The sequence below is a fragment of the Pseudomonas sp. RIT288 genome (genome assembly GCF_000631985.1).
GTDB lineage: Bacteria > Pseudomonadota > Gammaproteobacteria > Pseudomonadales > Pseudomonadaceae > Aquipseudomonas.
Genome location: NZ_JFYN01000012.1, coordinates 108,165 through 129,992 on the forward strand (window position 1 = coordinate 108,165; position 21,828 = coordinate 129,992).

Genomic DNA, 21,828 nt, shown 5'->3' on the forward strand with positions numbered 1-21,828 from the left:
GCGGCGGAGAGTCGATCGGACAGTCGCTGCCCTCTATGAAAATTAGGGGGGGGAGGAAAGTCCGGGCTCCATAGGGCGAAGTGCCAGGTAATGCCTGGGAGGCGTGAGCCTACGGAAAGTGCCACAGAAAATAACCGCCTAAGCGCTTCGGCGCCGGTAAGGGTGAAAAGGTGCGGTAAGAGCGCACCGCACGTCTGGCAACAGTTCGTGGCTAGGTAAACCCCACTTGGAGCAAGACCAAATAGGGTCCCAAGGCGTGGCCCGCGCTGGGACCGGGTAGGTTGCTAAAGATGTCCAGTGATGGCCATCGTAGACGAATGACTGTTCAAGACAGAACCCGGCTTACAGATCGACTCTCCACCTTTTTCTTTCCCTGCTTGAATCAATGGCATCAGGGCTGGTTATTATCGGCAGTCCTGCGCTAAAGTCCGGCAGCGGCAAATGCAGTAATAGCCATTTCCCACCTTGCTTCAATCAACAGCAGAAGCGCTTTTGTAATACCGAAAAAATCTTACTCTTAACAAATTACTTTAACTTCCGAGCGCAGCTTTCCGTGCTGCATCAAGTTATTGGTCAAAAGTATCCGCCAAATTGTCGTTACCCCTCCTTTTAAGCTCCTAAATCTCCGTTCTGTAAGGGTTTTCCTTTGATCCGCGCCTTGACGGTGTGGTGGGCGCATTCCTATAGTGTGCGCAAGTGGCGGAAAGTGGCATGAAGTGGGTTTTTTGAGCTCAAAACGATAAAAATTGGAGAAACGCTGACGTGTTTCGCGGAGCTAACGCTATCAGTCTCGATGCAAAGGGCCGTCTCGCCATGCCGAGCCGGTACCGTGACGAGCTCGTTTCGCGTAGTTCCGGCCAGTTGATCGTGACCATTGATGCCGTTGATCCGTGCCTGTGTGTCTACCCGCTCGACGAGTGGGAAATCATTGAAACCAAGTTGCGTGCGCTCCCTTCGCTTCGCGAAGAGAACCGTCGCCTGCAGCGTTTATTGATTGGTAATGCCGTCGACCTCGAACTCGACGGCAGTGGTCGTTTTCTGGTTCCACCGCGTCTGCGCGAATACGCAAAGCTTGATAAGAAAGCGATGCTGGTGGGCCAACTGAACAAGTTCCAATTGTGGGACGAGGATGCATGGAACGCGGTGTCTGCCGCTGACCTTGCTGCTATTCAACAACCGGGCGCCATGCCTGACGAACTGCGTGATTTGATCCTGTGACTATTGATAGCGGCTTTAACCACATCACCGTACTGCTTGACGAAGCCGTCGAGGCTCTCGCCGTACGTCCTGATGGCTGCTATCTGGACGGTACGTTCGGGCGCGGCGGGCACAGTCGGCTGATCCTCAGCCAGCTCGGGACGGACGGTCGGCTCATCGGGTTCGACAAAGATCCACAAGCGATTGCCACCGGGCAAACGCTAGCGGCCGAAGACGGCCGCTTTGTCGTTGTGCAGCGCAGCTTTGCCGAGCTGGGGTCGGTGGTTGCCGAGCAAGGTCTGAGCGGCAAGGTCAGCGGTATCCTGCTCGACCTCGGCGTTTCGTCGCCGCAACTGGATGACGCCGAGCGCGGCTTCAGTTTCCTCAATGACGGCCCGCTGGACATGCGCATGGATCCGTCCCGTGGCATCAGCGCCGCCGAGTTCGTCAACACCGCGCCGGTAGAAGAAATCGCCCGGGTGTTCAAGGAATACGGCGAAGAACGTTTCTCCGGGCGCATGGCCCGTGCCGTGGCCGAGCGCCGCGACATCAAGCCGTTCGAGCGCACCGCTGATCTTGCCGAAGTCTTGAAAGTCGCCAACCCGGCGTGGGAGAAGGGCAAGAACCCGGCGACCCGTGCATTCCAGGGTTTGCGCATTCACGTCAACAACGAACTGGGTGATCTGGAAGCCGGCCTCGAAGCCGCACTGGATGCTCTGGAAATCGGTGGCCGTCTGGTGGTCATCAGCTTCCACTCGCTGGAAGACCGCATCGTCAAACTGTTCATGCGCAAGCTGGTGAAAGGCGAAGCCGACAACCTGCCGCGCAACCTGCCCGTGCGCCACGTGGCGTTCGAACCGAAAATCAAAATTCACGGCAAAGCGCAGACGGCCTCCGACGCCGAACTCAAAGCCAACCCACGTTCCCGTAGCGCTGTCATGCGTGTCGCGGAGAAGTTGCGGTGAGCAAGCTTTTCGCCAAGCCCCTGCCGGGCGGCAGCTTTATCATGCTGCTGCTGTTTATCGGCGTGCTCGTGTCGGCCATCGGCGTGTCTTACAGCGCGCACTGGAACCGGCAGTTGCTCAACAATCTTTATAACGAACTCAGCGTACGCGACAAGGCGCAGGCCGAGTGGGGACGCCTGATTCTCGAGCAAAGCACCTGGACTGCGCACAGCCGTATCGAAGTGCTGGCCACCGAACAACTGAAGATGCACATCCCCGGCGCGGCTGACGTGAAGATGGTGGCGCCATGATGAAACTCGAAGGGGCACTCTTCCCGTGGCGCTTCCGCTTGATGGTGGCACTGCTTGGTGTAATGGTCGCGGCGATCTGCTGGCGCATCATCGACCTGCAAGTGGTTGACCGTGACTTCCTGAAAGGTCAGGGCGATGCGCGCAGTCTGCGTCATATTCCGATTCCTGCTCACCGTGGTCTGATCACCGACCGTAACGGCGAGCCTTTGGCCGTGAGTACCCCAGTGACCACGCTGTGGGCCAACGCCAAGGAAATGCAAACCGCCAAAGAGAAGTGGCCAGCACTGGCCGCCGCGCTGGGTCAGGATCCGAAAGCCCTGACTGAACGCCTCGAAGCCCAGGCCAACAAAGAGTTCATTTATCTGGTGCGCGGGCTGACCCCCGAGCAGGGCCAGGCTGTGCTCGATCTGAAAGTGCCGGGCGTTTACGGCATCGAAGAGTTCCGCCGTTTCTACCCGGCCGGTGAAGTCACCGCGCACATGGTCGGCTTTACCGACATTGACGATCACGGGCGCGAAGGCGTCGAGCTGGCCTACGACGAGTGGCTGGCCGGGGTGCCGGGCAAACGGCAGGTCATCAAGGATCGGCGCGGTCGGCTGATCAAGGATGTTCAGGTCACCAAGAACGCCAAGGCCGGCAAGCCCTTGGCGTTGTCGATTGACCTGCGTCTGCAATACCTGGCCAACCGCGAACTGCGCAACGCGATCATCGAGAACGGCGCCAAGGCCGGCAGCCTGGTGATCATGGACGTGAAGACCGGCGAGATTCTCGCCATGGTCAACCAGCCGACCTACAACCCGAACAACCGTCGCAACCTGCAGCCGGCGATGATGCGTAACCGCGCGATGATCGACGTGTTCGAACCGGGTTCGACCATGAAAGCGATCTCGATGAGTGCCGCGATCGAAACCGGCCGCTGGAAACCGAGCGACACTGTCGAGGTGTACCCGGGCTCCCTGCAGATCGGCAAGTACACCATCAAGGACGTGTCGAAGACCGAAGGTCCGGTACTCGACCTGACCGGCATCCTGATCAATTCCAGTAACGTCGGCATGAGTAAGGTCGCGTTCGATATTGGCGGTGAAACCATTTTCCGCCTCGCACAGAAAGTCGGCCTCGGCCAGGACACCGGCCTCGGCTTCCCGGGTGAGCGCGTCGGCAACCTGCCGAACTACCGTGAATGGCGCAAGGCCGAAACCGCGACGCTGTCGTACGGCTACGGTATTTCCGTGACCGCGATCCAGTTGGTGCATGCGTTCTCGGCGCTGGCCAACAACGGGCGTCTGGCGCCGCTGACCCTGATCAAAACCGACAAGCCGCCACAGACCACTCAGGTGCTGCCGGAAGCGGTCGCGAAAACCATGCAAGGCATGCTGCAGCAAGTGATCGAAGCACCGCGCGGCGTGTTCCGTGCGCAGGTGCCGGCGTATCACGTGGCCGGCAAGTCGGGTACTGCACGTAAGACTTCGGTGGGCACCAAGGGCTACGCCGAAAACTCCTACCGCTCGCTGTTCGCCGGTTTCGGGCCGATGAGCGATCCGCGTTACGCCATCGTGGTGGTGATCGATGAACCGTCCAAGGCCGGTTACTTCGGTGGTCTGGTGTCGGCGCCGGTGTTCAGCCGTGTGATGTCCGGCACCCTGCGTCTGATGAACGTGACCCCGGACAACCTGCCGACCACCCAACAGGCCAACGCTACCCCGGTCGTTCCGCTGAAAGCCAATGGAGGGCGCGGCTGATGTCTCTGAGTCTGAACAAGATATTTCCCCACGCCGGCCACGATCTGTTGATCCGTGAATTGGCGCTGGACAGCCGCAACGTACGCGCGGGTGACCTGTTCCTCGCCGTGCCGGGCGGCAAGTTCGATGGCCGTGCGCACATCGCCGATGCCTTGCAGCGCGGCGCGGCGGCGGTTGCCTATGAAGTGGACGGCGCCACCGTGCTGCCGATCACTGAAGTGCCGTTGATTCCGGTCAAAGGCCTGGCGGCGCAGTTGTCGGACATCGCCGGGCGTTTCTACGGCGAGCCGAGCCATCACTTGAACCTGATCGGCGTCACCGGCACCAACGGCAAAACCAGCGTGACCCAACTGGTTGCGCAGGCACTCGATCTGCTCGGTCAGCATTGCGGCATCGTCGGTACGCTGGGTTCCGGCTTCTATGGCGCGCTGGAAAGCGGCCTGCACACCACGCCGAATCCGATCGCCGTGCAAGCGACCCTTGGCGACCTGAAAAAGGCCGGGGCCAAAGCCGTGGCCATGGAAGTTTCGTCTCACGGTCTGGATCAGGGCCGGGTCACTGCATTGGCGTTCGACGTCGCGGTGATGACCAACCTGTCCCGCGATCACCTGGATTATCACGGCACCATGCAGGCATACGCCGAGGCCAAGGCCAAACTGTTCGCCTGGAATGACCTGAAGTGCCGCGTGGTCAACCTCGACGACGATTTCGGCCGGCAACTGGCTGCCGAAAAACGCGATTCGCGCCTGATCACTTACAGCCTGCTCGACAGCAGCGCCTACCTGTTCTGCCGTGAAGCGCAGTTCGATGACCACGGCGTACGCGCCACGCTGGTCACGCCGCAGGGCGAACATCATCTGCGCAGCACGCTGCTCGGCCGTTTCAACCTGAGCAACGTCCTGGCGGCGGTCGGCGCCTTGCTCGGTCTGGATTACGCGCTCGACGAAATTCTCAAGGTGCTGCCGAAACTCGAAGGCCCGGCCGGACGCATGCAGCGTCTGGGTGGCGGCACTCAACCGCTGGTGGTGGTCGATTACGCCCATACCCCGGATGCCCTGGAAAAGGTTCTGAGCGCACTGCGCCCACACGTCAAAGGCCAGTTGCTGTGCCTGTTCGGCTGCGGCGGTGATCGTGATCGCGGCAAGCGTCCGCTGATGGCCGAAGTGGTCGAGCGTCTGGCTGATCGCGTACTGGTCACCGATGACAACCCGCGCACGGAAGACCCGGCGCAGATTTTCGACGACATCCGCGCCGGTTTCACCGCTGTGGATAAAGTGATCTTCGTCGCCGGCCGCGGTCAGGCGATCGCCCAGCTGATCGCCGGTGCTTCGGCGGATGACGTGATCGTACTGGCCGGTAAAGGTCACGAGGACTATCAGGAAATCAACGGCGAGCGGCACGCTTTCTCCGATCTGGTCGAGGCCGATCATGCCCTCACCGCGTGGGAGGTGGCCCATGCTTAAGGCCCTGACATTGAGCGAGCTGACCAACGTGCTCGACGCACGTCTGATCAGCAGCGATGCCAGTTTCGATGGTGTCAGCATCGACAGCCGCGCGATCACTGCTGGCCAACTGTTTATTGCCCTGACTGGCCCGCGCTTCGATGGTCACGACTATCTGAACGATGTCGCCGGCAAAGGCGCGGTGGCGGCACTGGTCGAGCGCGAAGTGCCCGACAGCACCTTGCCGCAGTTGCTGGTCAAGGACACCCGCCAGGCCCTCGGCCAGTTGGGTGCCCTGAACCGTGCCGCGTTCACCCAGCCAGTCGCGGCCATCACCGGCTCCAGCGGCAAGACCACGGTCAAGGAAATGCTCGCGAGCATCCTGCGTACCCGCGGTCCAGTGCTGGCGACTCGCGGCAATCTGAACAATGACCTCGGCGCACCGCTGACCCTGCTCGAACTGGCGCCGGAACACACCGCTGCCGTGATCGAACTGGGCGCTTCGCGTCTGGGTGAAATCGCCTACACCGTCGGCCTGACCAAGCCACACGTGGCGATCCTCAACAACGCTGGCACCGCCCACGTTGGCGAGTTCGGCGGGCCGGAAAAAATCGTCGAAGCCAAAGGCGAGATCATCGACGGTCTGGCGGCGGATGGCGTCGCTGTGCTCAATCTCGATGACAAGGCCTTTGGTATCTGGAAGCTCCGCGCCGGCGCACGCAAGGTGCTGACCTTCTCCCTGAACAATCCGCAGGCAGACTTCTACGCCAGCGACCTGAGCACCGATGCCCGGGGTTGCCCGGCCTTCAACCTGCATACACCTGAAGGTGTGGAGCACGTTCAGCTGAATCTGCTCGGCACCCATAACGTCGCCAATGCCATGGCTGCCGCCGCAGCCGCTCACGCCCTGGGCGTGTCGCTGTTCGGCATTGCCACGGGGCTTGGTGCGGTACAACCGGTCAAGGGTCGCACCGTCGCGCAACTGGCGAAAAACGGCATGCGCGTGATCGATGACACTTACAACGCAAACCCCACCTCCATGTGCGCTGCCGTTGATATACTCGCCGGCTTTTCCGGCCGCACCGTCCTGGTGCTCGGAGATATCGGCGAGTTGGGCGACTGGGCGGAGCAGGGGCACCGCGACGTGGGCGAATACGCCCGGGGCAAGGTTTCCGCGCTTTACGCGGTCGGGCCGAACATGGTTCACGCCGTGAACGCATTCGGTAAAGAGGCGCATCACTTCGGCACGCAAGCCGAACTGATCAAGGCCCTCGACGCCGAGCAGGACACAAACACCACCATTTTGATCAAGGGTTCGCGCAGTGCAGCGATGGAAAACATCGTTGCGGCTCTGTGCGGGTCCAGTCTGGAGAAACATTAATGCTGCTGCTGCTAGCGGAGTATCTGCAACAGTTCTACAAAGGCTTCGCGGTCTTCCAGTACCTGACCCTGCGCGGGATCCTCGGTGTGCTGACCGCGCTGGTTTTGTCGCTGTGCTATGGCCCGTGGATGATCCGCACCCTGCAGAACCGTCAGATCGGCCAGTCCGTACGCAATGACGGCCCGCAATCGCACCTGTCCAAGTCGGGTACGCCGACCATGGGCGGCGCGCTGATTCTGTCCTCCATCGGTGTCAGCACCCTGCTTTGGGCTGACCTGAGCAACCGCTACGTGTGGGTCGTGCTGCTGGTGACTCTGCTGTTCGGCGCCATTGGCTGGGTCGACGATTACCGCAAAGTGATCGAGAAAAACTCTCGCGGCCTGCCAAGCCGCTGGAAGTATTTCTGGCAGTCGGTGTTTGGCCTGGGCGCAGCGATCTTCCTTTATATGACCGCCACCACGCCGGTGGAAACCACGCTGATCCTGCCGATGCTCAAGGACTACAGCATTCCGCTGGGCGCCGGTTTCATTGTGCTGACCTACTTCGTGATCGTCGGTTCGAGCAACGCGGTCAACCTGACTGACGGCCTCGACGGCCTGGCGATCATGCCAACCGTGATGGTCGGCGGCGGTCTGGGGATTTTCTGCTACCTGTCGGGTAACGTGAAATTCGCCGAATACCTGCTGATCCCTTACGTGCCGGGCGCGGGCGAACTGATCGTGTTCTGCGGCGCACTGATCGGAGCCGGCCTGGGCTTCCTCTGGTTCAACACCTACCCGGCGCAAGTGTTCATGGGCGACGTCGGTGCTCTGGCACTGGGCGCGGCACTGGGCACCATCGCAGTGATCGTGCGTCAGGAAATCGTCCTGTTCATCATGGGCGGCGTATTCGTGATGGAAACCCTGTCGGTGGTTATCCAGGTTGCCTCTTTCAAGCTGACCGGTCGCCGTGTATTCCGCATGGCTCCGATTCACCACCACTTTGAACTCAAGGGCTGGCCCGAGCCACGCGTGATCGTCCGTTTCTGGATCATCACCGTGATTCTCGTGCTGATCGGCCTTGCCACCCTGAAGCTGAGGTAGAACGAGTGTCTCTGATCGCTTCTGACCACTTCCGCATCGTTGTCGGCCTCGGCAAGAGCGGCATGTCCCTGGTTCGCTTCCTGGCGAACCGGGGCGTGTCGTTTGCCGTCGCCGATACGCGGGACAATCCACCGGAACTGGCCACGCTCAAGCGTGACTATCCGCACGTGGAAGTGCGTTGTGGCGAGCTGGACGTCGAATTCCTGTGCCGTGCCGACGAGCTCTACGTGAGCCCCGGCCTGGCGCTGGCGACCCCGGCCCTGCAAGCCGCTGCAGCCCGTGGCGTGAAAATGGCCGGCGACATCGAGCTGTTCGCGCGTAACGCGCGGGCGCCGATCGTGGCCATCACCGGTTCCAACGCGAAAAGTACCGTCACCACTCTGGTCGGCGAGATGGCGGCTGCGGCCGGCAAACGCGTCGCGGTGGGCGGTAACCTCGGTACGCCAGCGCTGGAATTGCTCAGCGATGACGTCGAGCTGTACGTGATGGAGCTGTCGAGCTTCCAGCTGGAAACCACCGACCAGCTCAACGCTGAAGTGGCCACCGTGCTGAACATCAGCGAAGACCACATGGACCGCTACAGCGGCCTGCCGGCGTATCACCTGGCCAAGCACCGGATCTTCCGTGGCGCGAAGCAGTTCGTGGTCAACCGTCAGGATGCACTCAGCCGTCCGCTGATCGGCGAGGGCCAGCCATGCTGGACCTTTGGCCTGAACAAACCGGATTTCAAGGCCTTCGGCCTGCGCGAAGAAGAGGGCGAGAAGTACCTGGCCTTCGAATTCCAGAACCTGATGCCGGTGCGCGAACTGAAAGTACGCGGCGCGCACAACCAGGCCAATGCCCTCGCGGCGCTGGCGCTGGGGCATGCGGTGGGTCTGCCGTTCGACGCCATGCTCGATGCCCTGCGCAATTTCACCGGTCTTGAACACCGCTGCCAGTGGCTGCGTGATCTGGACGGCGTGGGTTACTACAACGATTCCAAGGCCACCAACGTCGGCGCCGCTCTGGCTGCCATCGAAGGCCTGGGTGCGGACATCGACGGCAAGGTCGTGCTGATCGCCGGTGGCGACGGCAAAGGCGCTGAGTTCAACGACCTGCGCGATCCGGTGGCGGCCAACTGCCGCGCCGTGATCCTGATGGGCCGGGATTCGGACAAGATCGGCGCAGCCATCGGTGACGCCGTGCCGCTGATTCGCGCCAGTTCGCTGGTCGACGCCGTCGAGCAATGCCGCGCGGTCGCCCAACCGGGTGACGTGGTGCTGCTGTCGCCGGCCTGCGCCAGTTTCGACATGTTCAAGAATTACGAAGACCGTGGTCACCAGTTCGTCCGCGCCGTGGAGGATCTGGCATGAGCCTGCGCAATATCATCAAGCCGTACCCGTCGCCGATCATCACCGGCCGTGGCATCGACCTCGACTTCCCGATGCTCGCCGGTTGCCTGGCGCTGCTGGGCCTTGGCCTGATCATGATCGCCTCGGCCTCCACCGAAGTGGCGGCGGCGCAGTCGGGCAGCGCGCTGTACTACATGATTCGCCACCTCATCTATGTGGCGCTGGGCCTGGGTGCCTGCATCGTTACCATGATGATTCCGATCGCCACCTGGCAGCGCCTGGGCTGGATGATGCTGATCGGTGCATTCGGTCTGCTGGTGATGGTGATCATCCCGGGGATCGGCCGTGAAGTGAACGGATCGATGCGCTGGATCGGTTTCAGCTTCTTCAACGTGCAGCCGTCCGAGATCGCCAAGGTGTTCGTGGTGATCTACCTCGCCGGTTATCTGGTGCGTCGGCAGAAAGAAGTGCGCGAGAGCTGGATGGGCTTTTTCAAGCCGTTCATCGTGTTGCTGCCGATGGCGGGCCTGTTGCTGATGGAGCCGGACTTCGGTGCCACCGTGGTAATGATGGGGGCTGCGGCAGCGATGCTGTTCCTTGGCGGGGTCGGGCTGTTCCGTTTCTCGCTGATGGTGGTGCTGGCAGTCGGGGCCGTGGTCTTGCTGATTCAGATGCAGCCGTACCGTATGGCGCGTCTGACCAACTTCGCCGACCCGTGGGCCGACCAGTTCGGCGCCGGTTATCAGTTGTCGCAGGCGTTGATCGCCTTCGGTCGCGGTGAGTGGCTGGGCGTCGGCCTCGGCAACAGCGTGCAGAAACAGTTCTACCTGCCTGAAGCACACACCGACTTCGTGTTCTCGGTACTGGCCGAAGAGCTGGGCGCCGTCGGTTCGCTGTGCACCGTGGCGCTGTTCGTCTTCGTGTGTATTCGCGGCATGTACATCGGTCTGTGGGCCGAGAAGGCCAAGCAGTTCTTCGCCGCGTATGTGGCTTACGGTCTGTCGTTCCTGTGGATCGGTCAGTTCCTGATCAACATCGGGGTGAACGTCGGCCTGCTGCCGACCAAGGGCCTGACCCTGCCGTTCCTCAGTTATGGCGGCAGTTCCCTGGTGATCTGCTGCGCCTGCCTCGGCTTGTTGCTGAGGATCGAGTGGGAGAGTCGAACCCACCTGGGCAGTGAAGAGATGGAGTTCCATGAGAGCGACTTCGCCGAGGAGCCGAATCATGGGCGCTAACGTATTGATCATGGCCGGCGGCACCGGTGGCCACGTGTTCCCGGCACTGTCCTGTGCCCGCGAATTCCAGGCGCGCGGCTACACCGTGCACTGGCTCGGCACGCCACGCGGGATCGAAAACGAACTGGTGCCGGCTGCAGGTCTTGAACTGCATCGCATCAATGCCACGGGGTTGCGTGGCAAAGGCAAGCTGTCGCTGCTCAAGGCACCGTTCATGTTGCTCAAGTCGGTGTGGCAGGCGCGGGCGGTGATTCGCAAGCTGCGTCCGGTCTGCGTGGTCGGCTTCGGTGGTTATGTGACCGGGCCTGGCGGGATTGCCGCGAAACTGGCCGGTGTGCCGGTGATCGTTCACGAGCAGAACGCCGTGGCCGGCACCGCCAATCGGTTGCTGGTGCCGTTCGCCGCTCGGGTGTGTGAAGCGTTCCCCGACACCTTTACTCTGTCGGACACCCGCCGTACCACCGGAAACCCGGTGCGCAGCGAGCTGTTCCTCGAAACATCGCGACCGGCTCTGGCCGGTCGCAAAGCGCGTTTGCTGATCCTCGGCGGAAGCCTGGGCGCAGAACCGTTGAACAAGTTGCTGCCTGAAGCCCTGGCGCAGGTCCCTGCCGATTTGCGTCCGGAAGTGTTTCATCAGGCCGGCAAAAACCACGATGAAGTGACTGCAGAGCGCTACCGCGCCGCCGGCGTGGATGCGCAGGTGCAGCCGTTCATCAAAGACATGGCCCAGGCCTATGGCTGGGCTGACCTGGTGGTGTGCCGCGCTGGCGCGCTGACCATCAGTGAGCTGGCTGCCGTTGGTCTGCCCTCGATGCTGGTGCCTTTGCCCCACGCGATCGACGATCACCAGACCCGCAACGCCGATTATTTGGCCCGTGAAGGCGCAGCCTTCGTGATGCCGCAAAGAACGACTGGTGCCGCGGACCTTGCCGCGCGCCTGACAGAGGTCTTGATGCAACCGCAACGACTCGAAGAAATGGCCCAAGCGGCCCGCCGTCTGGCCAAACCCGATGCCACCCGTAGCGTGGTCGATACCTGCCTGGAGGTGGCCCATGGTTGAGAATCAGAAAGCCATGCCACAACCGGAAATGCGCCGCATCCGTCGCATCCACTTCGTCGGTATCGGCGGCGTGGGCATGTGCGGCATCGCTGAAGTGTTGCTGAACCTGGGCTATGAAGTGTCCGGTTCCGATCTGAAAGCTTCGCCGGTGACCGAGCGTCTGGAATCGTTCGGTGCGCACATCTATATCGGCCACCGTGCAGAGAACGCCGCCAACGCTGACGTGCTGGTAGTCTCGAGCGCCGTCAACACCTCCAACCCGGAAGTGGCGACCGCCCTTGAGCGCCGCATTCCGGTGGTGCCGCGTGCCGAGATGCTCGCCGAGCTGATGCGCTATCGCCACGGCATCGCCGTCGCCGGTACTCATGGCAAAACCACCACCACCAGCCTGATCGCTTCGGTGTTCGCGGCCGGTGGCCTGGACCCGACCTTCGTGATCGGTGGCCGTCTGAATGCGGCGGGCACCAATGCCCAGCTCGGCACCAGCCGCTACCTGATCGCCGAAGCCGATGAAAGCGATGCGAGCTTCCTGCACCTGCAACCGCTGGTGGCCGTGGTCACCAACATCGACGCCGACCACATGGCGACCTACGACGGTGACTTCAACAAACTGAAGAAAACCTTCGTCGAGTTCCTGCACAACCTGCCGTTCTACGGTTTGGCGGTGATGTGCCTGGACGATCCGGTGGTGCGTGAAATCCTGCCGCTGGTCAAGCGTCCGACCGTGACCTACGGCTTCAGCGAAGACGCCGACGTGCGCGCGATCAATGTGCGCCAGCAGGGCATGCAGACCTTCTTCACCGTGTTGCGCCCGGATCGCGAGCCGCTCGATGTGTCGGTGAACATGCCGGGCAACCACAACGTGCTCAACTCGCTGGCGACCATCTGCATCGCCAGCGACGAAGGCGTCAGCGACGAAGCCATCGTTCAGGGCCTGTCCGGGTTCCAGGGCGTTGGCCGACGCTTCCAGGTCTACGGCGAACTGCCGGTGGACGGCGGCAACGTGATGCTGGTCGATGACTACGGTCACCACCCGACCGAAGTCGCGGCCGTGATCAAAGCCGTGCGCGGTGGCTGGCCGGAGCGCCGTCTGGTGATGGTCTACCAGCCGCATCGTTACAGCCGCACCCGTGACCTGTACGACGATTTCGTCAATGTACTGGCCGACGCCAACGTGCTGTTGCTGATGGAAGTCTATCCGGCCGGCGAAGAGCCGATCCCGGGCGCGGACAGCCGCAAGCTGTGCAACAGCATCCGTCAGCGCGGTCAGCTCGACCCGATCTACATCGAGCGCGGTGTCGACCTTGCGCCGCTGGTCAAGCCACTGCTGCGTGCCGGCGACATCCTGCTGTGCCAGGGCGCCGGTGATATCGGCGGTCTCGCGCCGAAGCTGTTGAAAAGTGAATTGTTCGCCGGCGCCGTGGCTGCGTCGGTCGAGGGGAAGTTGAAATGACTGCTGCCTACGCCAACCTGTTCTCCACCATCGCGCCGAAAGACTTCGGCCGTGTCGCCGTGCTGTTCGGTGGCATGAGTGCCGAGCGTGAGGTTTCGCTGAAATCCGGTAACGCCGTGCTCGACGCGCTGCAAAGCGCGGGCGTGGACGCGTTCGGGATCGATGTCGGCGAGGATTTTCTGCAGCGTCTGCTGAATGAAAAAATCGACCGCGCGTTCATCATTCTCCACGGTCGTGGCGGTGAAGACGGCTCGATGCAGGGCCTGCTCGAATGCGCCGGCATTCCGTACACCGGCAGCGGCATCCTCGCTTCGGCACTGGCAATGGACAAACTGCGCACCAAGCAGGTCTGGCACAGCCTCGGGATTCCGACGCCGCGTCACGCCGTGCTGTGCAGCGAAGCCGATTGTATTTCCGCGGCGACGGAACTGGGCTTCCCTTTGATCGTCAAACCGGCGCATGAAGGTTCAAGTATCGGGATGGCCAAAGTGAGTTCTGCGTCCGAGTTGATCGACGCATGGAAAGCGGCCAGTACCTACGATTCGCAAGTCTTGGTTGAACAATGGATTCAAGGTCCGGAGTTCACCATCGCCACCCTGCGTGACCAGGTGTTGCCTCCTATCGCCCTGGGTACACCGCACACGTTCTACGACTACGACGCCAAGTACATCGCCAACGATACCCAGTACCGCATTCCGTGCGGGCTGGATGCCGCCAAGGAACAGGAACTCATGGATCTCACGGCCAAGGCCTGTGAGGCGCTGGGTATTGCCGGTTGGGGCAGGGCGGACGTGATGCAGGACGCCGACGGGCAGTTCTGGTTCCTGGAAGTGAACACCGCACCGGGCATGACCGATCACAGTCTGGTGCCGATGGCGGCCCGTGCTGCCGGTCTGGACTTCCAGCAACTGGTTCTGGCCATTCTGGCCGCCAGTGTTGAAGGCTCCGGTAATACAGAGGCGCGAGGTTAAGACCATGCAAGGCGCTCATCTCAGACATCAGCCACCCGCACCCGGCCGCAAGCCGGTGCCGCGGGGTGCCAGCCGAATGGTGGCCAAAGAGCCGATGTCCGCGCGCCTGCCGAAAGCCAATTTCGGCTTTCTGAAAAGCCTGTTCTGGCCGGTGCTGCTGGTGGCGCTCGGGTTCGGTACCTACGAAGGCGCGCAGCGTTTGCTGCCGTACGCCGACCGGCCGATCACCAAGATCGCCGTGCAGGGCGACCTGAGCTACATCAGTCAGCAAGCGGTGCAGCAGCGAATCGCCCCGTACGTGGCGTCGAGCTTCTTCACCATTGATCTGGCCAGCATGCGGACCGAGCTTGAGCAGATGCCATGGATCGCCCACGCCGAAGTACGCCGGGTGTGGCCGGATCAGGTGGTGATCCGCCTCGAAGAGCAACTGCCGGTGGCCCGTTGGGGCGACGAGTCGCTGCTCAACAACCAGGGCCAGGCATTCACGCCAAAGGAGTTGGCGAACTACGAACACCTGCCACAGCTGTTCGGCCCACAACGGGCCCAGCAGCAAGTGATGCAGCAGTATCAGGTGCTGAGCCAGATGCTCCGGCCGCTGGGCTTCTCGATCGCGCGCCTGGAACTGCGTGAACGTGGCAGCTGGTTCCTGACCACCGGTGCCGGCAGCTCCGGCCCCGGCATCGAGTTGCTGCTGGGACGCGGCAACCTGGTGGAAAAGATGCGCCGCTTCATTGCCATCTATGACAAGACGCTTAAAGACCAGATTACGAACATTGCGCGCATCGATCTGCGCTACGCCAACGGCCTCGCTGTTGGCTGGCGGGAACCAGTAGCGCCGACGACAGCCCAACCCGCTGTCGCAAAGAATTAAGAAGAGGCAGGACCCATGGCAAACGTGCAAAGCGGCAAAATGATCGTCGGTCTGGATATCGGCACCTCCAAGGTGGTGGCGCTGGTAGGCGAGGTCGCGGACGACGGCACGCTGGAAATCGTCGGTATCGGTACTCACCCGTCCCGCGGCCTGAAGAAGGGCGTGGTGGTGAACATCGAGTCCACCGTGCAATCGATCCAGCGCGCGATCGAAGAAGCCCAGCTGATGGCGGGCTGCCGCATTCACTCGGCGTTCGTCGGCGTGGCCGGCAATCACATCCGCAGCCTGAACTCCCACGGCATCGTGGCGATTCGTGACCGCGAAGTGAGCTCGGCTGACCTGGAGCGCGTACTCGACGCCGCCCAGGCCGTGGCGATCCCGGCTGACCAGCGCGTGTTGCATACCCTGCCGCAGGATTACGTGATCGATAACCAGGAAGGCGTTCGCGAGCCACTGGGCATGTCCGGCGTCCGTCTGGAAGCCAAGGTTCACGTGGTCACCTGCGCCGTCAACGCCGCACAGAACATTGAAAAATGCGTGCGTCGCTGCGGTCTGGAAATCGACGACATCATTCTCGAGCAACTGGCCTCGGCCTACTCGGTACTGACCGACGACGAAAAAGAGCTGGGCGTGTGCCTGGTCGACATCGGCGGCGGCACCACCGACATCGCGATCTTCACCGAAGGCGCGATCCGCCACACCGCGGTGATCCCGATTGCCGGTGATCAGGTGACCAACGACATCGCCATGGCGTTGCGCACCCCGACCCAGTACGCCGAAGAGATCAAGATCCGCTACGCCTGCGCCCTGGCCAAACTGGCCGGTGCCGGCGAAACCATCAAGGTGCCGAGCGTTGGCGACCGTCCACCGCGCGAACTGTCGCGTCAGGCCCTGGCCGAAGTGGTCGAGCCGCGTTACGACGAACTGTTCACCCTGATCCAGGCCGAGCTGCGTCGCAGCGGCTACGAAGACCTGATCCCGGCGGGCATCGTCCTGACCGGCGGTACGTCGAAGATGGAAGGCGCCACCGAACTGGCCGAAGAAATCTTCCACATGCCAGTACGCCTGGGCGTGCCGCATGGCGTGAAGGGCCTGGATGACGTGGTGCGCAACCCGATTTATTCCACTGGCGTTGGCTTGTTGATGTACGGCCTGCAGAAGCAGTCCGACGGGATCTCGTTCTCGGGCATCGGCAGCCGCGACAGCTACAGCAACGATGAGCCACAGGCGCCGTTGCTGGACCGATTGAAGAAGTGGGTTCAAGGCAACTTCTAAAGCTTTACCGCAACACCGCTACAAAAATGCAGTAGGCGAAAAAACTAGAGAATGTAAGGAGAGGGAAAATGTTCGAACTCGTAGACAACATCCCCGCAAGCCCGGTAATCAAGGTTATCGGTGTTGGCGGTGGCGGCGGCAACGCTGTCAACCACATGGTCAAGAGCAACATCGAAGGCGTTGAATTCATCTGCGCCAACACCGATGCTCAAGCGCTGAAAAACATCGGCGCGCGCACCATCCTGCAACTGGGCACCGGCGTGACCAAAGGTCTCGGCGCTGGCGCCAACCCTGAAGTAGGTCGTCAGGCCGCTCTCGAAGACCGTGAGCGCATTGCCGAAGTCCTGCAGGGCACCAACATGGTGTTCATCACCACTGGCATGGGCGGCGGTACCGGTACCGGTGCTGCACCGATCATCGCTGAAGTGGCCAAGGAAATGGGCATCCTGACCGTTGCGGTCGTGACCCGTCCGTTCCCGTTCGAAGGCCGCAAGCGTATGCAGATCGCCGACGAAGGCATCCGCATGCTCTCCGAAAGCGTCGACTCGTTGATCACCATTCCGAACGAGAAGCTGCTGACCATCCTCGGTAAAGACGCAAGCCTGCTGTCGGCTTTCGCCAAGGCTGACGACGTACTGGCCGGTGCCGTTCGCGGTATCTCCGACATCATCAAACGTCCGGGCATGATCAACGTCGACTTCGCCGACGTGCGTACCGTGATGAGCGAAATGGGCATGGCGATGATGGGCACTGGCTGCGCCAGCGGTCCGAACCGTGCACGTGAAGCGACCGAAGCGGCCATCCGCAACCCGCTGCTGGAAGACGTGAACCTGCAAGGTGCACGCGGCATCCTGGTGAACATCACTGCCGGTCCTGACCTGTCCCTGGGTGAGTACTCCGACGTGGGTAGCATCATCGAAGCCTTCGCTTCGGAGCACGCGATGGTCAAGGTCGGTACTGTTATCGATCCGGACATGCGCGACGAACTGCACGTCACCGTGGTTGCCACCGGTCTGGGCGCGAAAATCGAGAAGCCTGTGAAGGTCATCGACAACACCGTTCACACCTCCATGGCTTCCGCTCAGGTTCAACAACCGGCTCCTGCGCGTCAGGAAGCTCCGGCGGTGAACTACCGTGACCTGGACCGTCCGACCGTCATGCGCAACCAGGCTCAGGCCGGTGCTGCGACTGCCGCGAAGATGAACCCGCAGGACGATCTGGATTACCTGGACATCCCGGCATTCCTGCGTCGTCAGGCCGATTGATGGAATGTATCAGGGCTATGACGGTGATTGGTGTTCAGCAAAGGCTCGGTCTGCTATTATCGCCAGCCTTTGTTGATACCAGTTCGCAATTTGCGCTGAAGCGGCCCAAGCCATGATTAAACAACGCACACTGAAAAATATTATCCGTGCCACAGGTGTAGGCCTGCACTCCGGGGAGAAGGTCTACCTGACCCTCAAGCCTGCGCCTGTCGACACTGGCATTGTGTTTTGTCGCGCTGACCTCGACCCTGTGGTGCAGATTCCTGCCCGCGCGGAAAACGTCGGTGAAACCACTATGTCGACGACGCTGATCAATGGCGACGTCAAAGTGGACACGGTAGAGCACTTGCTCTCGGCCATGGCTGGCCTGGGCATCGATAACGCCTACGTCGAGCTCTCCGCGTCCGAAGTCCCGATCATGGATGGCAGCGCTGGACCGTTCGTATTCCTGATTCAATCGGCTGGCCTGGAAGAGCAGGACGCCGCCAAGAAATTCATCCGCATCCTGCGTGAAGTGACAGTGGAAGACGGCGACAAGCGCGCCACTTTCGTCCCTTTCGAAGGGTTCAAGGTGAGCTTCGAGATCGATTTCGATCACCCGGTTTTCCGGGACCGCACCCAAAGTGCAAGCGTGGATTTTTCCAGCACTTCGTTCGTAAAAGAAGTCAGCCGCGCCCGTACTTTCGGTTTCATGAGTGACATCGAGTACCTGCGCAAGCACAACCTCGCACTCGGCGGCAGCGTTGAAAACGCGATCGTGGTGGATTCCGATGGTGTACTGAACGAAGACGGCCTTCGCTACGAAGACGAATTCGTTAAGCACAAGATCCTCGATGCGATTGGCGACCTGTACCTGCTGGGTAACAGCCTGATTGGTGAGTTCAAAGGCTTCAAGTCCGGTCATGCACTGAACAACCAGCTGCTGCGCAAGTTGATTGAGCAGACAGATGCGTGGGAAGTCGTGACGTTCGAAGACGCCAGCACTGCACCGATCTCTTACATGCGCCCGGTTGCGGCGGTGTAAGTAAAAAACCTCTCTAGTTTTTTGAAGGCCATCCTCGGATGGCCTTTTTTTATGCCCCAATTAAAAGCAGAAGATCACAGCCTTCGGCAGTTCCTACAGGGAAATGTATTCCAAACGTAGGCGCTGCCGAAGGCTGCGATCTTTTGATCTTACGAACTGACTACGCGATTGCGCCCGCTCTCCTTGGCTTGATACAACGCCTTGTCCGCCGCAAACAGCAGTTGTTCCAGCGACATCTCGACGGTTGCCGTCCAGGTGCTGATACCGATACTGACGGTCATCGCCACGTCCGCGCCCTCGACCCTCGGCATCTGCTCGACCGCCTGACGGATATGTTCGGCAATCTGCCGGGCGCCGCTACTGTCGGTTTCAGCGAGGATCACCGAGAACTCTTCGCCGCCGTAACGGGCGACCAGATCCCCTGGTCGTCGTACGTTCGCGGTGATCACCCTGGCCAGCTCACGCAGCGCCTGATCACCGGCCTGATGCCCATGACGGTCGTTGAAGGCCTTGAAGTGGTCGGCGTCGATCATCATCACCGACAGCGGCTGGCCCGAGCGCTGGGCGCGGAACCATTCGTGGCGCAGAGCCTGATCGAGCATCCGCCGGTTGGCCACGCCGGTCAGCGCATCGGTGGCCGCCAGTTGTGCCAGTTCGCGTTCCGCGCGCTGGCGCAAGCGCAGCTCACGGGCGAGCAGCCAGGTCAGCCATAGCAGCCCGGCGCATAGCACGCCGGTGGCGCCGCTGATCAACAGCGCGGTGCGGCGCCAGGTGCCGAACACCTCATCACTGGAGAGCGCGACCATCACCGTCAGCGGCAGATTGCCGACCCGAGAATAGGTGTAGAGCCGTTGCTGATGATCCATGCTCGAGGTGCTGGTGAAACTGCCACTGCCATCCTTGTCGCCGAGAATTCGCACCACGTTGGGCCGGTTGCCGAAGCTCTTGCCGATGGAGTCGCTTTGCAGATAAGGCTTCTGCGCCAGCAGCACGCCGTCGCTGTTGATGATGTTCAGCGTGCTGTCTTTGCCGATGTCGAGGCTGTTGAACAACTGATCGAAGTAGTCGAGCTTCATCGAAGCCACCGCCACGCCGGCGAACTCACCGGTGTCCGAGGAGATCCGCCGGCTGAAGCTGATGCGCCATTGATTGGCTTCGTCGCAATCGCAGCGGGTCTTGAACGGGCGGCTGATGAACATGCCGGTATCGCGGTTGAAGGCATGGGCGAGGAAGTAATCGCGGTCGGCAAAGTTGCCTGGCTTGGGTTCGATGCGTGATGAGTCGGCCACCACATCGCCCTGCTTGTCGAGCAGCAGGATGTCGCCCTTGAAGCGTGCGGTGGTGGAGCGGTCGAACAGTGCCAGATGGCGGATCTGCGGGGTGACATCGCGCAAGTCGCCGCGCTGGGCGGCGGCGATCAGGCCTTGCAAGGTCAGGTCGTACAACTCGACCGTGCGCAGGACGTCGGCGTCGATCAACTGGGCGATGGTGGTGGCGCTGCGGGTGGCCGCTTCCTGAGCGTTGGCGTGCTCACGAATCAGCAGAAAAGTGACGATGCACAGAATTGCGATCACGGTCAGCGTACTGCCGCAGATCAGCAGCAATTCGGGGCGTCCGGTCTTGCCCGCCAGAGGTGGGGTACGGCTCGCGATCATGATGGGGGCTGTCGGTTGGGGGATCTTATAAGCGTAGGAGCTGCCGGAGGCTGCGATCTTTTGATCTTGGTTTTTTAAAAACAAGATCAAAAGATCGCAGCCTCCGGCAGCTCCTACAGGTTCAGTGTTAACTGATTGATCTTAGAAGACGTTGATCGGGTAGTCGACAATCACACGGTATTCATCGGTATCCGTATCAATCGCGCCGTAACCGTTGCCACCCCGGTTGGTCGCCCATTGCAGGCGTACCGCGAGGTCTTTTGCCTGGCCGCTCTGCACCACGTATTTCAGATCAAGGTCGCGTTCCCAGTGTTTGGCGTTGCGACCGTCAGCGCTGTACCACGAGGCATAGCCTTTGCTGTCCGGATCGACCTTGGTCAGGTCCACGGTGCCACGCGAATAGGAAACTGCCGGGGTCAGGCCCGGCAGACCGAGACCGGCGAAGTCGTAGGCGTACTTGAGCTTCCACGAGCGCTCGTTCGGGCCGTTGAAGTCCGAGTACTGCTGCGAGTTGTCGAGGTAAACGCTGTCGCCCTGGCTGATGTAGTCGAACGGCGTGTTGCCGTTGACCCGCTGGTACGCAGCCGTGACGCTGTGGTTGCCGATGCCGACGGTGAAATGCAGGCTGTAGGTGTTGTTGTCGATGTTACCCAGCAGCGCGTCGCCGGTGTCCTGCGTGTGATAGAAGTGCAGGCCCGGGTTGAGGCTGACCAGATCGTTCAACTGCCAAGTGTAGTCGAGATCGTAGTAGTACTGGTTCCAGATGTCCTTGAGCTCGGCGGCGTACAGGTTGCTGGTCAGGCCTTCGACGCCGCTCCAGGACACGCCGGCCCAGTTCAGGTGACGGCTTACGTCGCCATCCGCGAGTTTGCCGTAGGACGTGCCGATGCGCTGGCGACCGCTCTGGTTGTACGGCTTGGTGAAACTGGCCTGGCCACCTTCGATCATCCAGCCGTCGAAACTGTGGTTGTTCAGACTGACGCCACGGAAGGTCTGCGGCAGCATGCGCGATTCACCGCCGGCGATCACCGGGTTGGTGAGGAACAGGTCGCCGGCCTTCAGCTCGGTATCGAACGCGCGCATTTTCAACGTGCCGCCCGCGGTCGAGAACGAGCCCGGCGCTTTGCCGTTGCCATCGCTGATCGGCAGGATGCTTGAGCCATCGGTGCCGCCACCGCCGTCGAGCTTCAGCCCGAGCATGGCGTGGGCGTCGATGCCGAAGCCGACCGTGCCTTCGGTGTAACCCGACTGGAAGATCCCGAGAAAACCCTGGCCCCACTCGATGTTGTCGTCCGTCTGCTGCAGACGGTTGCGATTCATGTAGTAGTTGCGAGCGTTGAGGTTGAGGCTCGAGCCTTCGACGAAACCTTCCCTGGCGGCTTCGTCGGCATGGGCGACAGGGGCAATCGTTGCGGCAATTGCAATGAACAGCGGGGTGACGCGGACTGGGTAACGCACTTGCGATGGAGCTCCTTGGGTCAACTGACACTTCAATGTCTTGAGGTGCGGGATGTTTCTTGTTTTTTACAGACGAACCAGACGGCTTTCAGACCACAACGAAAAAAGGCCGCTGAAAGGCAGCGGCCTGGAAG

18 protein-coding genes and 1 other RNA gene are annotated in these 21,828 nt (G+C 61.3%); 17 read left to right on the forward strand and 2 right to left on the reverse strand.

The annotated features are described in order from the left end of the window. Nucleotides 1–7: 7 nt before the first annotated feature. The 17 genes from rnpB (at nucleotide 8) to lpxC (ending at nucleotide 18,581) form a co-directional block, all read left to right on the forward strand. Nucleotides 8–361, forward strand: an RNA gene (rnpB, locus tag BW33_RS28070) — RNase P RNA component class A. Nucleotides 362–762: 401 nt separating this feature from the next. Continuing rightward, the gene (gene mraZ, locus BW33_RS12195; protein ID WP_003228026.1) at nucleotides 763–1,218 is read left to right on the forward strand and encodes a division/cell wall cluster transcriptional repressor MraZ; all 456 of its coding nucleotides are present in this window, start codon (nucleotides 763–765) and stop codon (nucleotides 1,216–1,218) included. Continuing rightward, a complete protein-coding gene (gene rsmH, locus BW33_RS12200) occupies nucleotides 1,215–2,162 on the forward strand; it encodes a 16S rRNA (cytosine(1402)-N(4))-methyltransferase RsmH (RefSeq protein WP_007961626.1) in 948 nt (315 codons plus the stop codon). The genes mraZ and rsmH overlap by 4 nt, the downstream gene beginning before the upstream one ends. After that, entirely contained in the window at nucleotides 2,159–2,452 is a 294-nt protein-coding gene (ftsL, locus tag BW33_RS12205) for a cell division protein FtsL (RefSeq protein WP_007961627.1), read from the forward strand. Before rsmH ends, ftsL begins: the two co-directional genes overlap by 4 nt. Beyond that, the gene (locus BW33_RS12210; protein ID WP_177325626.1) at nucleotides 2,452–4,191 is read left to right on the forward strand and encodes a peptidoglycan D,D-transpeptidase FtsI family protein; all 1,740 of its coding nucleotides are present in this window, start codon (nucleotides 2,452–2,454) and stop codon (nucleotides 4,189–4,191) included. Before ftsL ends, BW33_RS12210 begins: the two co-directional genes overlap by 1 nt. Further along, entirely contained in the window at nucleotides 4,191–5,654 is a 1,464-nt protein-coding gene (locus tag BW33_RS12215; RefSeq protein WP_047599225.1) for a UDP-N-acetylmuramoyl-L-alanyl-D-glutamate--2,6-diaminopimelate ligase, read from the forward strand. The genes BW33_RS12210 and BW33_RS12215 overlap by 1 nt, the downstream gene beginning before the upstream one ends. Next, entirely contained in the window at nucleotides 5,647–7,014 is a 1,368-nt protein-coding gene (locus tag BW33_RS12220) for a UDP-N-acetylmuramoyl-tripeptide--D-alanyl-D-alanine ligase (protein ID WP_047599226.1), read from the forward strand. Before BW33_RS12215 ends, BW33_RS12220 begins: the two co-directional genes overlap by 8 nt. Continuing rightward, entirely contained in the window at nucleotides 7,014–8,096 is a 1,083-nt protein-coding gene (mraY, locus tag BW33_RS12225) for a phospho-N-acetylmuramoyl-pentapeptide-transferase (RefSeq protein ID WP_025109289.1), read from the forward strand. Before BW33_RS12220 ends, mraY begins: the two co-directional genes overlap by 1 nt. A gap of 5 nt (nucleotides 8,097–8,101) precedes the next feature. Continuing rightward, nucleotides 8,102–9,448 carry a UDP-N-acetylmuramoyl-L-alanine--D-glutamate ligase gene (gene murD, locus BW33_RS12230; RefSeq protein WP_047599227.1) on the forward strand — a complete coding sequence of 449 codons (1,347 nt, stop codon included), beginning with the start codon at nucleotides 8,102–8,104 and terminating at the stop codon, nucleotides 9,446–9,448. Beyond that, entirely contained in the window at nucleotides 9,445–10,662 is a 1,218-nt protein-coding gene (ftsW, locus tag BW33_RS12235) for a putative lipid II flippase FtsW (RefSeq protein WP_047599228.1), read from the forward strand. Before murD ends, ftsW begins: the two co-directional genes overlap by 4 nt. Then, nucleotides 10,652–11,722 (forward strand): undecaprenyldiphospho-muramoylpentapeptide beta-N-acetylglucosaminyltransferase, encoded by a 1,071-nt coding sequence (gene murG / locus BW33_RS12240; RefSeq protein ID WP_027612180.1) that lies wholly within the window; start codon nucleotides 10,652–10,654, stop codon nucleotides 11,720–11,722. The genes ftsW and murG overlap by 11 nt, the downstream gene beginning before the upstream one ends. Beyond that, nucleotides 11,715–13,175 (forward strand): UDP-N-acetylmuramate--L-alanine ligase, encoded by a 1,461-nt coding sequence (gene murC, locus BW33_RS12245; protein WP_047599229.1) that lies wholly within the window; start codon nucleotides 11,715–11,717, stop codon nucleotides 13,173–13,175. Before murG ends, murC begins: the two co-directional genes overlap by 8 nt. After that, entirely contained in the window at nucleotides 13,172–14,146 is a 975-nt protein-coding gene (locus BW33_RS12250) for a D-alanine--D-alanine ligase (protein WP_027612179.1), read from the forward strand. The genes murC and BW33_RS12250 overlap by 4 nt, the downstream gene beginning before the upstream one ends. A 4-nt stretch (nucleotides 14,147–14,150) precedes the next feature. Further along, nucleotides 14,151–15,017 carry a cell division protein FtsQ/DivIB gene (locus tag BW33_RS12255; RefSeq protein ID WP_007961636.1) on the forward strand — a complete coding sequence of 289 codons (867 nt, stop codon included), beginning with the start codon at nucleotides 14,151–14,153 and terminating at the stop codon, nucleotides 15,015–15,017. A 15-nt stretch (nucleotides 15,018–15,032) separates the two neighbouring features. Beyond that, nucleotides 15,033–16,292, forward strand: coding sequence for a cell division protein FtsA (gene ftsA, locus BW33_RS12260; RefSeq protein WP_003228014.1), 1,260 nt, complete (start codon nucleotides 15,033–15,035; stop codon nucleotides 16,290–16,292). A 68-nt stretch (nucleotides 16,293–16,360) separates the two neighbouring features. Then, complete coding sequence (ftsZ, locus tag BW33_RS12265; protein ID WP_047599230.1) at nucleotides 16,361–17,557, forward strand: cell division protein FtsZ; 1,197 nt, start codon at nucleotides 16,361–16,363, stop codon at nucleotides 17,555–17,557. A gap of 112 nt (nucleotides 17,558–17,669) precedes the next feature. Further along, nucleotides 17,670–18,581 carry a UDP-3-O-acyl-N-acetylglucosamine deacetylase gene (gene lpxC / locus BW33_RS12270; protein WP_007961638.1) on the forward strand — a complete coding sequence of 304 codons (912 nt, stop codon included), beginning with the start codon at nucleotides 17,670–17,672 and terminating at the stop codon, nucleotides 18,579–18,581. Nucleotides 18,582–18,730: 149 nt separating this feature from the next. On the opposite strand, the gene BW33_RS12275 is transcribed toward lpxC, so the two are convergent. Next, nucleotides 18,731–20,236, reverse strand: coding sequence for a sensor domain-containing diguanylate cyclase (locus BW33_RS12275; protein WP_047599723.1), 1,506 nt, complete (start codon nucleotides 20,234–20,236; stop codon nucleotides 18,731–18,733). A gap of 141 nt (nucleotides 20,237–20,377) precedes the next feature. Then, nucleotides 20,378–21,694 carry an OprD family porin gene (locus tag BW33_RS12280; protein WP_047599232.1) on the reverse strand — a complete coding sequence of 439 codons (1,317 nt, stop codon included), beginning with the start codon at nucleotides 21,692–21,694 and terminating at the stop codon, nucleotides 20,378–20,380. Nucleotides 21,695–21,828 lie beyond the last annotated feature (134 nt).